Genomic DNA, 13,359 nt, shown 5'->3' with positions numbered 1-13,359 from the left:
CGTGGCTTGCCCGCGATGGGAACGCCGCGGTGTATCAGGTACACCGCGTCATCGTTCTTCGCGGGCAAGCCACGCTCCCACAGGACCGAGGCGTGTTCTAGAGGTCGCCGAGGCCGTCGATCAGTGCCTGGTTCTGCTCCGGTGTGCCGATGGAAATCCGCAGGAACTGGGCAATCCGCTCTTGCTTGAAGTGCCGAACAATCACGCCCTGTTCGCGCAACTTCGCCGCCAGCCCCGCCGCATCGTGCTTCGGGTGACGGGCGAAAATGAAGTTCGCCGCCGACGGCAACACCTCAAACCCCTTCGCTTCCAGTTGCGCGACCACTTGCTCGCGACTCTCGATGACCAACCGGCAAGTCTTGTCGAAATACTCGCGATCTTCGAACGCCGCTGCAGCCCCCACAATCGCCAGACGATCCAGCGGGTAGGAGTTGAAACTGTTCTTGATCCGCTCCAGCGCCTCGATCAGGTCCGGGTGCCCCACGGCCAGGCCAACCCGCAGGCCGGCCAGGGAACGGGACTTGGACAGGGTCTGCGTCACCAACAGGTTCGGATAACGGTCCACCAGCGTGATCGCCGTTTCCCCACCGAAGTCGATGTAAGCCTCATCCACCACGACCACTGAATCCGGGCTGGCCTTGAGAATCTGCTCGACAGCGTCCAGCGCCAGCAAGCAACCGGTCGGCGCATTCGGGTTCGGGAAGATGATCCCGCCGTTCGGCTTTGCATAGTCCGCCGGGTTGATCTGGAACTGTTCGTCCAGCGCAACCGCATCGAACGTGATGCCATACAACCCGCAGTAAACAGGGTAGAAGCTGTAGCTGATGTCCGGGAACAGCAGCGGTTTATCGTGTTGCAGCAAACCGTGAAAGATGTGCGCCAGGACTTCATCGGAACCGTTACCGAGGAACACCTGATTGCCCTGCACGCCGTAGTACTTGGCAACGGCTTGCTTGAGCAGGTCGCTGTTCGGGTCCGGGTACAGACGCAGGTTGTCGTTCAGTTCGGTTTGCATCGCCGCCAGGGCTTTTGGCGATGGACCGTACGGGTTTTCGTTGGTGTTGAGCTTCACCAGTTTTGCCAGTTTCGGCTGCTCGCCCGGCACGTAAGGCACCAGATTCTTGACGAACGGGCTCCAGAATTTACTCATGTTCAGTTCCCCTGCTTGTCATCAAGAATGCGGTATTCAGCACTGCGGGCGTGAGCGCTCAGCGATTCGCCACGGGCCAGTACGGAGGCGGTCTTGCCCAGTTCGGAGGCACCCTGCTCGGAGCAGAAGATGATCGACGAACGTTTCTGGAAGTCGTAAACCCCCAGCGGCGAGGAGAAGCGCGCAGTGCCGGAGGTCGGCAATACGTGGTTCGGACCTGCGCAGTAGTCGCCCAGGGCCTCGGAAGTGTGCCGGCCCATGAAGATCGCGCCGGCGTGACGGATCTGCGGCAGCCAGGCCTGCGGATCGGCGACCGACAGCTCCAGGTGCTCCGGGGCAATGCGGTTGGCCACTTCGATGGCCTGTTCCATGTCGCGAACCTTGATCAGCGCACCACGGCCATTGATCGAGGTTTCGATGATCTCGGCGCGTTCCATGGTTGGCAGCAGTTTAGCGATGCTGGCGGCCACCTTGTCGAGGAACTCGGCGTCCGGGCTGACCAGAATCGCCTGGGCGTCTTCGTCGTGCTCGGCCTGGGAGAACAGGTCCATGGCGATCCAGTCCGGATCGGTCTGGCCGTCGCACACCACCAGAATTTCCGACGGGCCGGCGATCATGTCGATACCGACCTGGCCGAACACGTGGCGCTTGGCGGTGGCGACATAGATGTTGCCCGGGCCAACCACTTTGTCGACCTTCGGCACGCTTTCGGTGCCGTAAGCCAGCGCGGCAACTGCCTGGGCACCGCCGATGGTGAACACCCGGTCGACGCCGGCGATGCAGGCTGCGGCCAGCACCAGTTCGTTGACTTCACCGCGCGGGGTCGGCACGACCATGACCACTTCGGTCACGCCCGCCACCTTGGCCGGAATCGCGTTCATCAGCACCGAGGACGGGTAGGACGCCTTGCCGCCCGGCACATACAGGCCGGCGCGATCCAGTGGCGTGACCTTCTGGCCCAGCACCGTGCCATCGGCTTCGGTGTAGCTCCAAGAGTCCTGTTTCTGCTTTTCGTGGTAGCTGCGCACACGGGTCGCGGCTTTTTCCAGGGCTTCGCGCTGAGGCACTGTGATGCGGGTCAATGCCAGTTCCAGGCGTTCGCGCGGCAGGATCAAGTCCGCCATGGACGCCACTTGCAGGCCATCGAACTTCTGGGTGAACTCGACCACCGCCGCATCGCCACGCTCGCGCACGGCCTTGATGATGTCCAGCACCCGCTGATTGACCGAGTCGTCAGACACACTTTCCCAGCTCAGCAGATGATCCAGATGATGTGCGAAATCCGGGTCAGCAGCGTTGAGTCGGCGAATTGCAGTCGGTGCGGTCATAGCGAGAGCCTCATAGGATTGGCAAAAACTCGGGCGCCCTAAGCTAGCCGTTGATCCGCTTGGGCACCCGAGAATTCTGGCTATGAGGCGGATAGACGGGCGCGACTCAAGGTCGCGCAGGTGAATCAGCCGCGGTGTCGAGACTCCACTGCCTTGCGCAGGGTGTCGATCAACGCCTGGATACGGGCATGCTGCATTTTCATCGACGCCTTGTTGACGATCAGACGGGAGCTGATGGCAGCGATGAAATCCTGTGGCTCCAGGCCATTGGCCCGCAGCGTGTTACCGGTGTCGACCACGTCGATGATCTTGTCCGCCAGACCGATCAGCGGCGCCAACTCCATCGAGCCGTAGAGCTTGATGATGTCGACCTGACGACCCTGTTCGGCATAGTAGCGCTTGGCGACGTTGACGAACTTGGTGGCAATGCGCAGACGGCCCTTGGGCTCGACTGCGCCGACTTTACCGGCCGTCATCAGTTTGCACTGGGCGATTTGCAGGTCCAGTGGTTCGTACAGACCCTGGCCGCCGTATTCCATCAGCACGTCTTTACCGGCGACGCCCAGATCGGCGGCACCATGCTCGACATAGGTCGGCACATCGGTGGCACGCACGATCAGCAAGCGCACATCGGCCTGGGTCGTGGGAATGATCAGCTTGCGGCTCTTGTCCGGATTCTCGGTCGGCACGATGCCCGCTTCAGCCAGAAGCGGCAGGGTGTCGTCAAGGATGCGGCCCTTGGACAGTGCGATAGTCAACATGGGAAACGTCAGTCCTTATCAAGGTACTCATGCCCGGTCGCAAACGGCGCCGGACACACATCGAGCCGGAAACCGGCTCGACTTCAACAAATCAACGGACGCGTCCCTGCGCCCATGCAGCAGAAACTAGCCCGGTACGCGGCGGATCTTGGCGCCGAGCATCTGCAGTTTCTCTTCGATGCACTCATAACCACGGTCGATGTGGTAGATGCGATCGATCAGGGTATCGCCTTCGGCGATCAGCGCCGAGATCACCAGGCTGGCCGAAGCACGCAGGTCGGTGGCCATGACTGGCGCGCCCTTGAGCTTTTCGATGCCGGTGACGATGGCGGTGTTGCCTTCAACCTGGATGTGCGCGCCCATGCGGTGCAGTTCGTAAACGTGCATGAAGCGGTTTTCGAAGATCGTCTCGATCACGGCACCAGTGCCTTCGGCAATGGCGTTGAGGGAGATGAACTGCGCTTGCATGTCGGTCGGGAACGCCGGGTATGGAGCGGTCCGCACGTTGACGGCTTTCGGCCGCTTGCCGTGCATGTTCAGCTCGATCCAGTCTTCACCGGTGGTGATTTCGGCGCCGGATTCACGAAGTTTTTCCAGAACGGCTTCGAGGATGGTCGGATCGGTATCCTTGACCTTCACACGCCCACCGGTAACCGCTGCCGCCACCAGATAGGTACCGGTCTCGATACGGTCAGGCATCACTTTGTAAGTGGTCGTGTGCAGACGCTCGACGCCATCGATGGTGATGGTGTCAGTGCCGGCGCCGGAAACCTTCGCGCCCATGGCATTCAGGAAGTTCGCCAGGTCGACGACTTCAGGCTCGCGAGCGGCGTTGGCCAGAACGCTGCGGCCCTTGGCCAGAGCAGCCGCCATCATGATGTTCTCGGTACCGGTCACGCTGACGGTGTCGAAGAAGAAGTGCGCACCGCGCAGGCCGCCTTCAGGGGCCTTGGCCTTGATGTAGCCGCCTTCGACGTCGATGACCGCGCCCATGGCTTCAAGACCACGGATGTGCAGGTCAACCGGACGCGAACCGATGGCGCAACCGCCAGGCAGTGCAACTTCGGCTTCACCGAAACGGGCAACCATCGGGCCCAGCACCAGGATCGAGGCGCGCATGGTTTTAACCAGTTCATACGGCGCGATCAGGGTCTTGATGGTGCGCGGGTCGATTTCGACGCTGAGTTTCTCGTCGATCACAGGCTCGATGCCCATGCGACCGAACAGCTCGATCATGGTGGTGATGTCGTGCAGGTGCGGCAGGTTGGCCACGGTCACCGGGCCATCGCACAGCAAGGTAGCAGCCAGAATCGGCAAGGCAGAGTTCTTTGCCCCGGAGATGCGGATCTCGCCATCAAGACGAGCGCCACCAGTAATAATCAATTTATCCATAAGAATCTCGACGCCCTTGGGCTCAGGTGCGCTCGGCCCAGGCCGCGCTGCTGAAAAATTTCATAGTGACCGCATGGATGCTGCCATCGACAATCCACGGGTTCAAATGGGCATAGACCTGCTGCTGACGCTTCACCGGGCTTAACGCCGCCAGTTCATCGCTAATCACGTTCAGTTGGAAATTGCAGCCTTCGCCTTCAACTTCCACCTTCGTGTTTGGCAGCTTTCCTTCAAGGAAGCTCTTCACTTCTACGGCCTGCATGCTCAACCTCAATCGGCGCCCTGTGCGCGCGGGTCGGACATCATACAAAAAAGCCCCGCGCCTGCGAACCCCGCGAAGCAGGACTCTGACGGGGGGCTTCTTTATAGATGCGGTTCAGGGGTGCGCCAACAGCTCGGTCAATTCGCTGACCTGAGCGATTTTGCGCATGTCTTCGGGCATCGCGCGAATGCTCACGGCCTTGCCGGCCACCTGAGCATCGCGCATGAAGCACAGCAGCAGCGACAAGCCGACACTGCTGGACTTCTCCACTGCGGAGCAATCGACCACCAGCGCAGGCGCCTTGCTGGACTTGATCAGTACCTGCCCCTGCTTGCGCAAGTTCGGGCCGGTCCGGTAATCCAGCACACCGCTGAGCAGCAACTCGCCGGTTTCGCTCATGCGAATGGCCGACTCACTCATTGGGTTTTCTTCTCAACAGCTTTTTCGGTGTTTTCCTTGGCTTTGGCGACTTCTCCGGCCCAACCGTTGATGGTCTTGTCCAGATCGTTGCCGTTGCGCTGCATTGCATCAGCGAACTGATCACGGAACAGCTTGCCAATGTTGATGCCGTTGATAATGACGTTACGCAACTTCCATTCGCCGTTGATCTTTTCGAGCGTGTAAGACACAGGATAGATCGCGCCGCTACTGCCTTTGACCGTCATGCCAACGCTGGTACGGTCTCCTGACTCATCCTTGGCAGGCTCAACGGTGATGCCCTGGTTGTTGTATTCGAGCAATGCGTTGCCATAAAACTGGAACAGGCCCTTTTTGAAGTTTTCTTCAAACGTCTTCATTTGCTCGGGCGTTGCTTTGCGCGAGTATTTGACCGTCATGATGCTTTTGGAAATGCCCTCGGCATCCACCACGGGTCCGACGATAGTGTTCAAGGCCGTATAAAAGTCTTGTGGATCCTGCTTGTACTTCTCTTTATTGGCCGACAGGTCGGCGAGCATCCGGGTCGTAGTGTCCTGAACCAGATCGTGCGCCGACTGCGCCGCCAGGGCGTTAGCCATCAACGGCAAGGCCGCGAGCAATATCAACAGGCCACGTCGTAAGATAGAGATCATTGAAAAACTCCTCATTTGGCGTCTTTGCTAACGGTATTGAGCAGAAATTTACCAATCAGGTCCTCAAGCACCAGCGACGACTGCGTGTCGTGGATGGTTCCACCATCCTTGAGCAGGGTTTGTTCCCCGCCCACACTGATACCGATGTATTTCTCACCCAATAGGCCAGCGGTCAGGATAGATGCAGTGGAGTCAGTCGGCAGGTTATCTACGCGCTTTTCCAGTTGCATGGTCACCCGACCGGTGAAGCTGTCGCGATCCAGATCGATCGCAGTGACCTTGCCGATGGTCACACCGGCCATGGTCACTTTAGCTCTGACAGTCAAACCGGCGATATTATCGAAATACGCATAAAGTTTATAAGTATCGGTGGTTGCGCTCGGGGACAGGCCACTGACCCGCAACGCAAGCAACAGCAAAGCCAGGATGCCAGCCAGCAAGAAAAGGCCGACACCGATTTCCAGGGTGCGGTTTTGCATCAGAAATCTCCAAACATCAAGGCGGTCAGAATAAAGTCCAGGCCGAGTACCGCCAAAGAGGCGTACACCACGGTCTTGGTAGTGGCACGACTGATCCCCTCGGAAGTGGGCTCGCAGTCATAGCCTTGGAATACGGCGATCCAGGTCACGACGAAGGCAAAAACGATGCTTTTGATAATGCCGTTGAGCACATCGTCGACAAACGTCACGCTGTTTTGCATGTTCGACCAGTAGGAGCCTTCATAGACACCCAGCCAGTCGACGGCCACCCACGAACCGCCCCAGATACCCACCACGCTGAAAATCATTGCCAGCACCGGCAGGGAAATGAAGCCGGCCCACAGGCGCGGAGCAATAATGTACTTGAGCGGGTCAACCCCGATCATTTCCAGACTGGACAGTTGCTCGGTGGATTTCATGTTGCCGATTTCGGCGGTCAGCGCCGAACCCGCACGCCCGGCGAACAGCAAGGCCGTGACGACCGGCCCCAGTTCACGCAGCAGTGTCAGCGCAACCATCTGCCCGACAGCCTGCTCCGAGCCATAGCTGGACAGGATATTGAAGCCCTGCAGCGCCAGCACCATACCGATGAACACCCCGGAGACCACGATGATCACCAGGGACATCACGCCAACCGAATGCAGTTGCTTGACCAGCAGGCCAAAACTGCCGCCGATGCCACCGCGACCGAGCAAGGCATGAAACAGGAACAGCGCCGAACGCCCGAATACCGCCAGCACATCGATGCCGGCGTGGCCGAAACGGCGCACTCTTTCTATTAATGAAATCTTGCGCATCAGCGCTTCCCCAGAAGATCTGCGCGGTAATCCGTCGCTGGAAAGTGGTATGCGACCGGGCCGTCGGGTTCGCCAGTCATGAACTGGCGGATCCGCGGCTCCTGCGAATTCATCAATTCCTTGGGTGTACCCTGCCCCAACACCTGCCCGTCACCTACCACAATGATGTAGTCGGCGATGCTTGCGGTCTCGGCCAGATCGTGGGAGACCACGATGCTGGTGATGCCCAGCGCATCGTTGAGCAGGCGGATCAGGCGCACCAGCACGCCCATGGCGATCGGGTCCTGGCCGACAAAAGGCTCGTCGTACATGAGAATCTGCGGATCGAGGGCAATCGCCCGGGCCAGCGCGACTCGACGTTTCATGCCGCCAGACAATTCGTCAGGCATCAGGTCTAGGGCGCCACGCAAGCCCACGGCCTGCAATTTGAGCAGGACAATGTCGCGAATCATCTCTTCCGGCAGCGTGGTATGAACACGTAGCGGAAAGGCGACGTTCTCGAATACATCGAGATCGGTAAACAGCGCGCCGCTCTGAAACAGCACGCCCATGTGCTTGCGCGCATCGAACAAATCGCTGCGCGACAACGTTGGCAGGTTCTGGCCATTGACCCAGACTTCACCGCTGGTGGGGCGCAATTGTGCCCCCATCAACCGCAGCAGTGTGGTCTTGCCACACCCGGAAGGCCCCATAATGCCGGTGACCTTGCCGTGTGGTATGCGGATATCGATGTTATTGAAAATGCTGCGCGCACCGCGCTTGAAGGTCAGTCCCTTCAGCTCGACCGCGTAGGCGTTATCGGCACTCATCTAAACTCCTTGCGATGCAGCCTCTCACTCGGACGCCTGGCTTTCTGACGAAAGCACATACCTTCCCGGGCAGGCCGAACTGGCGGCGAACTATATCACTGCAATCATCAAGCGCCCAAGGCCCAAGCCGGGCACTATCAACAACATGAGCGCCTGGAATCATCTATTTAGAGGATTCGGCAACAAGGAATGACAAACCGCGACGAACTTGCGTGAGGGTTTTGATCATTACCGTTATAATCGCCGCCTTTTCATCAGGCTATACGATTTCTGACATGAGCCAATCCAGCGACCTGATTCAATCTGCACAACGCACCATCCGTCTCGAACTGGAAGCCGTGCAAGGCTTGTTACCCCATATCGACGCAGATTTCGTACGCGCTTGCGAGATGATTCTGGCCAGCAAAGGCCGCGTAGTCGTGGTCGGCATGGGCAAATCAGGGCACATCGGCAACAAGATTGCCGCCACCCTGGCCAGCACCGGCACCACGGCATTCTTCGTGCATCCAGCTGAAGCCAGCCATGGCGACATGGGCATGATCACGCGTGACGACATCATCCTGGCACTGTCGAACTCCGGCTCCACCAATGAAATCATTACCCTGCTGCCACTGATCAAGCGCCTGGGCATCAAATTGATCAGCGTCACCGGTAATCCCGACTCAGCGCTGGCCAAGGCTGCCGAGGTCAACCTCAACGTCCACGTCGAGCACGAAGCCTGCCCGCTGAACCTGGCGCCAACCTCATCGACCACCGCCGCTCTGGTGATGGGCGATGCCCTGGCGGTGGCGCTGCTGGAAGCCCGCGGCTTTACCGCTGAAGACTTCGCCTTTTCCCACCCAGGCGGCGCACTTGGCCGACGCCTGCTGTTGAAAGTGGAAAACGTCATGCACGCCGGGCAAGAGCTGCCGCAGGTTCAGCGCGGCACCCTGCTCAAGGACGCGCTGATGGAAATGACCCGCAAGGGCCTGGGCATGACCGTGGTTCTGGAAGCCAACGGCAAACTCGCCGGGATCTTCACCGACGGCGATCTGCGTCGCACCCTGGACCGCAGCATCGACATACACAGCGCCACCATCGACCAGGTCATGACTGCCCACGGCAAGACCGCTCGTGCCGAGATGCTTGCCGCCGAGGCGCTGAAAATCATGGAAGACCACAAGATCAACGCACTGGTCGTGGTCGATAGCGAAGACCGCCCGGTCGGCGCCTTGAACATGCACGATTTGCTGCGCGCTGGAGTAATGTAATGAGCACGGACCTGCTGCAACGCGGCAAACAGATCAAACTGGCGGTATTCGACGTCGACGGCGTGCTGACCGACGGGCGCCTGTACTTCCTCGAAGACGGCAGCGAATTCAAGACCTTCAATACTCTCGACGGCCAGGGCATCAAGATGTTGATGGCAGCCGGCGTACAGACAGCTATCATCAGCGGACGCAAGACCCCGGTGGTCGAACGACGGGCCAAGAACCTCGGCATTCCACACCTGTATCAGGGTCGCGAAGACAAACTGGTGGTGCTCGACGAGCTCCTTGCCCAACTCAACCTGAGCTATGAACAAGTGGCCTATCTCGGCGACGACCTGCCAGACCTGCCGGTGATTCGCCGCGTCGGCCTGGGCATGGCCGTGGCCAGCGCCGCCAGCTTCGTGCGCGAACACGCCCACGGCATCACCCAGGCCCGCGGTGGCGAGGGTGCCGCTCGCGAATTCTGCGAATTGATCCTGCGCGCCCAGGGCCGCCTCGATGCGGCCAACGCCGCGTACCTGTGAGCCCATCATGCTGAGCAAAAAGATTCGTAACATCCTGATATTCGGCTGTATCGCGGCACTGTTCGCCGCGGTCGGCTACTGGAACATCAGCCCGGAACGTTTCCTCGACAAGCCAGTGGTCAAGGTCGATGAAAGCGCGATCGACTATTACGCCATCAACGCCCACAGCGTGCAGTACCTGCCGGACGGCAAATTGCAGTATGAAATGACGTCCGACAAGGTCGAACACCTGAAGGCGACGGAAGTGACGTTGCTGTCCAACCCTGACCTGAACATGTTTCGCGGCACCGAATTCCCCTGGCACGTCCAGAGCGATCGCGGCGAAGTCAACCCGGACGGCACCCAGGTCGAGTTGATCGACTCGGTACGTATCACGCGTTTCGACGAAAAAAACCGTAAAACCCTGATTACCACCACCCGTATGACAGTGTTCCCGCAGCAGCAATATGCGCAGACCGATCAACCCGTTAGAATCGACGGCGCCGGCGGTGTATCGACAGGCAACGGAATGAAAGCGTACTTGAAAGAAAGCAGGATACACCTGCTATCGAACGTAAGAGGACAGTATGAGGCTCGTTAAAACTCTCCCTATTTTGCTCGGTCTGAGCGCAGCACTGGGAAGCGTGAGCGCCTGGGCTCTGCCGACCGATCAAGCGCAGCCTATCCGCATTCAGGCCGACGACGCCCAGCTGGACGACAAGAATGGTATTGCCACCTATAAAGGTGACGTGATCATCACTCAGGGCTCGATGAAGGTCACCGGCAACACCGTGACCATCACTCGCACCCCGACTGGCGACATCGACGTGGTGACCTCGGTGGGCAACCTGGCGTACTTCGAGCAATTGCAAACAGCTGGCGACACCAAGCCTGTTCAGGGTTGGGGCGTGACCATCCAATATCACGCCGCGCAAAACCGCGTCGTACTGATCGACAAGGCCAAAGTTGTCGACAAGGACAACAACGTCACCCAGGGCGAAAAAATCGTCTATGACACGGTGAAAAAATTGGCCAGCGCCGGTCGCGCCACGGGCAGCAAGGTCACCGAGGCACGTCCGCGTATCGACATGGTGATCCAGCCGAAAAAGAAAACCGACGAGCAAAAGGCCCAGTAATGGCAACTCTGAAAGCTCAGCATCTGGCCAAGAGCTACAAGAGCCGCCAGGTCGTGCGCGACGTCAGCCTGTCCATCGACAGCGGTCAGATTGTCGGCTTGCTTGGCCCCAACGGCGCAGGCAAGACCACCTGCTTCTACATGATCGTCGGCCTGGTACAGGCCGATCAGGGCCGCGTACTGATCGACGACCTGGACGTCAGCCACCAGCCGATGCACGGTCGCGCAAAGGCCGGTATCGGCTATCTGCCGCAAGAAGCGTCGATCTTCCGCAAGCTGTCGGTGACCGACAACATCATGGCCATCCTCGAGACCCGCAAGGAACTCGACAAGGCCGGTCGCCGCAAAGAGTTGGAAAGCCTGCTGCAGGAATTTCACATTCACCACATCCGTGACAGCCTTGGCATGAGCTTGTCCGGTGGCGAACGCCGTCGCGTGGAAATCGCCCGGGCACTGGCCACCAACCCGAAATTCATCCTCCTCGACGAACCCTTCGCCGGCGTGGACCCGATCTCGGTGGGCGACATCAAGCAGATCATCCACCACCTCAAGGCCAAAGGCATTGGCGTGCTGATCACTGACCACAACGTCCGTGAAACCCTGGACATCTGCGAAACAGCCTACATCGTCAACGATGGCCAGCTGATCGCCGAAGGTGACTCCGCCACCATCCTGGCCAACGAATTGGTCAAGGAAGTGTATCTGGGCCATGAGTTCCGCCTGTAAGCGCTGAGGAGTCTGGCCAGTCGTCAGAGCGCTCATTTCAATAAAAAATCAACAGGTTTTTATTGTTACAGCGCTCTAGGCAAACACTTCAGTTTCAGGCATATAATTTGCTTATGTTTGGCGCTTCGGCGCCCTGTAGTGGATGGCGCATGTGCGCCGGCGAATAAGGTGTTAAGCCCCTGCCATGAAACCATCGCTAGTCTTGAGAATGGGCCAGCAGCTGACGATGACACCGCAGCTGCAACAGGCCATCCGCCTGCTCCAATTGTCGACCCTGGACCTGCAACAGGAAATCCAGGAGGCCCTGGAGTCCAATCCGATGCTCGAACGCCAGGAAGAAGGCGACGACTTCGATAACGCCGACCCCTTGGCCGACAACACCGAACAAAAACCCAACGCCGACATTCAGGAGCCCTCCTACCAGGAAACCGCCCCGACAGTGGATAACCTTGAGGAAGGCGACTGGAACGAGCGCATTCCCAACGAACTGCCTGTCGATACCGCCTGGGAAGACGTCTACCAGACCAGTGCCAGCAGCCTGCCGAGCAACGATGACGACGAGTGGGACTTCACCACCCGTACATCGGCCGGCGAAAGCCTGCAAAGCCATTTGCTCTGGCAACTGAACCTGGCGCCGATGTCCGACACCGATCGCCTGATCGCCGTGACCCTGATCGATTGCATCAATAATCAGGGCTATCTGGACGAAACCCTCGAGGAAATCCTCGATGCCTTCGATCCGGAACTGGATATCGAACTGGACGAAATCGAAGCCGTCCTGCACCGCATTCAGCAATTCGAACCTGCCGGCATCGGCGCCCGCAATCTTGGTGAATGCCTGCTGCTGCAACTGCGCCAACTGCCCGCCAAGACCCCTTGGCTGGCCGAGGCGAAACGCCTGGTCACCGATTACATCGACCTGCTCGGCAGCCGCGACTACAGCCAGCTGATGCGCCGCATGAAGCTCAAGGAAGATGAACTGCGCCAGGTGATCGAACTGGTCCAGAGCCTCAACCCGCGCCCAGGTTCGCAAATCGAGTCTACCGAAGCCGAATACGTCGTTCCCGACGTGATCGTGCGCAAGGACAACGAGCGCTGGCTGGTGGAATTGAACCAGGAGTCGGTGCCACGCCTGCGAGTCAACGCCCAATACGCCGGCTTCGTACGCCGCGCCGATACCAGCGCCGATAACACCTTCATGCGTAATCAGTTGCAGGAGGCTCGCTGGTTCATCAAGAGCCTGCAAAGCCGCAACGAAACCCTGATGAAAGTCGCCACCCAGATCGTCGAGCATCAACGCGGCTTCCTGGAGTACGGCGACGAGGCCATGAAGCCGTTGGTGCTGCATGACATCGCCGAAGCGGTGGGCATGCACGAATCGACGATTTCACGGGTAACCACGCAAAAATTCATGCATACCCCACGGGGCATCTATGAACTGAAATACTTTTTTTCCAGCCACGTCAGCACCTCCGAAGGCGGTGAATGCTCGTCCACGGCGATCCGCGCGATCATCAAAAAACTGGTTGCCGCGGAAAATCAGAAAAAGCCGTTGAGTGACAGCAAGATCGCTGGTTTACTGGAGGCACAAGGCATTCAGGTGGCTCGCCGCACCGTCGCCAAGTACCGCGAATCCCTCGGGATCGCGCCTTCGAGCGAACGTAAGCGGTTGATGTAGAGCCACGCCACAGCGTTCC

Annotated in this window: 16 protein-coding genes; 6 read left to right on the top strand and 10 right to left on the bottom strand. The window is 59.0% G+C overall.

What is annotated here, in order from left to right; translation table 11 throughout:
- Positions 1-97: 97 nt before the first annotated feature.
- The 10 genes from hisC to AC30D7_RS09530 all read right to left on the bottom strand — a co-directional run bounded on the left by hisC (position 98) and on the right by AC30D7_RS09530 (position 8,048).
- On the bottom strand, positions 98-1,150 hold the full coding sequence (gene hisC / locus AC30D7_RS09575; RefSeq protein ID WP_490133873.1) for a histidinol-phosphate transaminase: 1,053 nt from the start codon (positions 1,148-1,150) through the stop codon (positions 98-100).
- Between the two features lie 2 nt (positions 1,151-1,152).
- Positions 1,153-2,478 carry a histidinol dehydrogenase gene (hisD, locus tag AC30D7_RS09570; RefSeq protein ID WP_018927194.1) on the bottom strand — a complete coding sequence of 442 codons (1,326 nt, stop codon included), beginning with the start codon at positions 2,476-2,478 and terminating at the stop codon, positions 1,153-1,155.
- A gap of 125 nt (positions 2,479-2,603) precedes the next feature.
- Entirely contained in the window at positions 2,604-3,239 is a 636-nt protein-coding gene (hisG, locus tag AC30D7_RS09565) for an ATP phosphoribosyltransferase (protein ID WP_007941260.1), read from the bottom strand.
- Positions 3,240-3,365: 126 nt separating this feature from the next.
- Entirely contained in the window at positions 3,366-4,631 is a 1,266-nt protein-coding gene (murA, locus tag AC30D7_RS09560) for a UDP-N-acetylglucosamine 1-carboxyvinyltransferase (RefSeq protein WP_018927195.1), read from the bottom strand.
- 22 nt (positions 4,632-4,653) lie between these two features.
- Positions 4,654-4,893, bottom strand: coding sequence for a BolA family protein (locus AC30D7_RS09555; RefSeq protein WP_018927196.1), 240 nt, complete (start codon positions 4,891-4,893; stop codon positions 4,654-4,656).
- A 114-nt stretch (positions 4,894-5,007) separates the two neighbouring features.
- Positions 5,008-5,313: an STAS domain-containing protein gene (locus tag AC30D7_RS09550; protein ID WP_018927197.1), complete on the bottom strand. Its 306-nt coding sequence runs from the start codon at positions 5,311-5,313 to the stop codon at positions 5,008-5,010.
- Positions 5,310-5,963, bottom strand: coding sequence for an MlaC/ttg2D family ABC transporter substrate-binding protein (locus tag AC30D7_RS09545; RefSeq protein ID WP_490133872.1), 654 nt, complete (start codon positions 5,961-5,963; stop codon positions 5,310-5,312). The genes AC30D7_RS09550 and AC30D7_RS09545 overlap by 4 nt, the downstream gene beginning before the upstream one ends.
- A gap of 11 nt (positions 5,964-5,974) precedes the next feature.
- A complete protein-coding gene (gene mlaD / locus AC30D7_RS09540; RefSeq protein WP_490133871.1) occupies positions 5,975-6,442 on the bottom strand; it encodes an outer membrane lipid asymmetry maintenance protein MlaD in 468 nt (155 codons plus the stop codon).
- Complete coding sequence (gene mlaE / locus AC30D7_RS09535; protein WP_026286502.1) at positions 6,442-7,239, bottom strand: lipid asymmetry maintenance ABC transporter permease subunit MlaE; 798 nt, start codon at positions 7,237-7,239, stop codon at positions 6,442-6,444. The genes mlaD and mlaE overlap by 1 nt, the downstream gene beginning before the upstream one ends.
- On the bottom strand, positions 7,239-8,048 hold the full coding sequence (locus tag AC30D7_RS09530) for an ATP-binding cassette domain-containing protein (RefSeq protein WP_490133870.1): 810 nt from the start codon (positions 8,046-8,048) through the stop codon (positions 7,239-7,241). The genes mlaE and AC30D7_RS09530 overlap by 1 nt, the downstream gene beginning before the upstream one ends.
- 275 nt (positions 8,049-8,323) lie before the next feature.
- Here AC30D7_RS09530 and AC30D7_RS09525 point away from each other — a divergent pair, with 275 nt between their 5' ends.
- The 6 genes from AC30D7_RS09525 (at position 8,324) to AC30D7_RS09500 (ending at position 13,340) form a co-directional block, all read left to right on the top strand.
- Complete coding sequence (locus AC30D7_RS09525; RefSeq protein WP_490133869.1) at positions 8,324-9,298, top strand: KpsF/GutQ family sugar-phosphate isomerase; 975 nt, start codon at positions 8,324-8,326, stop codon at positions 9,296-9,298.
- Positions 9,298-9,822, top strand: a complete 525-nt coding sequence (locus AC30D7_RS09520; protein ID WP_008008625.1) for a KdsC family phosphatase — start codon at positions 9,298-9,300, stop codon at positions 9,820-9,822. The genes AC30D7_RS09525 and AC30D7_RS09520 overlap by 1 nt, the downstream gene beginning before the upstream one ends.
- 7 nt (positions 9,823-9,829) lie before the next feature.
- Positions 9,830-10,402: an LPS export ABC transporter periplasmic protein LptC gene (gene lptC, locus AC30D7_RS09515; RefSeq protein ID WP_019647656.1), complete on the top strand. Its 573-nt coding sequence runs from the start codon at positions 9,830-9,832 to the stop codon at positions 10,400-10,402.
- Positions 10,389-10,937: a lipopolysaccharide transport periplasmic protein LptA gene (gene lptA, locus AC30D7_RS09510; RefSeq protein WP_490133868.1), complete on the top strand. Its 549-nt coding sequence runs from the start codon at positions 10,389-10,391 to the stop codon at positions 10,935-10,937. Before lptC ends, lptA begins: the two co-directional genes overlap by 14 nt.
- The gene (lptB, locus tag AC30D7_RS09505; protein ID WP_018927206.1) at positions 10,937-11,662 is read left to right on the top strand and encodes an LPS export ABC transporter ATP-binding protein; all 726 of its coding nucleotides are present in this window, start codon (positions 10,937-10,939) and stop codon (positions 11,660-11,662) included. Before lptA ends, lptB begins: the two co-directional genes overlap by 1 nt.
- Positions 11,663-11,846: 184 nt before the next feature.
- Positions 11,847-13,340 carry an RNA polymerase factor sigma-54 gene (locus tag AC30D7_RS09500; RefSeq protein ID WP_490133867.1) on the top strand — a complete coding sequence of 498 codons (1,494 nt, stop codon included), beginning with the start codon at positions 11,847-11,849 and terminating at the stop codon, positions 13,338-13,340.
- The last annotated feature ends 19 nt before the right edge of the window (positions 13,341-13,359 follow it).

It is taken from the genome of Pseudomonas sp. DF5 (assembly GCF_058148225.1).
Note: the sequence above shows the minus strand (reverse complement) of the source record. Positions and strands in the feature narration are given on the sequence as shown.